This window comes from Furfurilactobacillus milii (assembly GCF_021654115.1).
GTDB classification, from domain to species: domain Bacteria; phylum Bacillota; class Bacilli; order Lactobacillales; family Lactobacillaceae; genus Furfurilactobacillus; species Furfurilactobacillus milii.
The window spans coordinates 1-529 of record NZ_JAIWJF010000026.1; the positions used below are offsets into that span (position 1 = coordinate 1).

The 529-nt window shown below is 45.9% G+C and carries 2 tRNA genes and 1 rRNA gene; all 3 read left to right on the plus strand.

Annotated features, from left to right (window positions below):
* Window positions 1–60 (plus strand): 16S ribosomal RNA (locus tag LDK34_RS12530); the annotation flags it as partial.
* Window positions 61–138: 78 nt separating this feature from the next.
* Window positions 139–212 (plus strand) — tRNA-Ile (locus LDK34_RS12535).
* A 23-nt stretch (window positions 213–235) separates the two neighbouring features.
* Window positions 236–308, plus strand: a tRNA-Ala gene (locus LDK34_RS12540).
* The last annotated feature ends 221 nt before the right edge of the window (window positions 309–529 follow it).

Consider the following 529-nt stretch of genomic DNA (forward strand, 5'->3'; position numbering starts at 1 on the left):
ATTAGGGTGAAGTCGTAACAAGGTAGCCGTAGGAGAACCTGCGGCTGGATCACCTCCTTTCTAAGGAAACAAATCGGAACCTTACACATTAGTGGAAACGTTGTTCAGTTTTGAGGGATTTACCTCAAACAAAAGATTGGGCGCATAGCTCAGCTGGTTAGAGCGCACGCCTGATAAGCGTGAGGTCGGTGGTTCGAGTCCACTTGTGCCCATCGATCAAGCCTGAAGACAACATGGGGAATTAGCTCAGATGGGAGAGCACCTGCTTTGCAAGCAGGGGGTCAACGGTTCGATCCCGTTATTCTCCATTGGTCACGGAAGTGACCAACCTGAAACGTTGTACATTGAAAACTGAATCATGATTCTTTTTATTATTTAAACCGAGAACACCGCGTTTTTGAGTTTTTTAACAAGTTAAATTGTTTATCGCTAAACTCATAACCGCAGTTCGTATGAACTGTTAGGTTAAGTTATAAAGGGCGCACGGTGGATGCCTTGGCACTAGGAGCCGATGAAGGACGGGACTAAC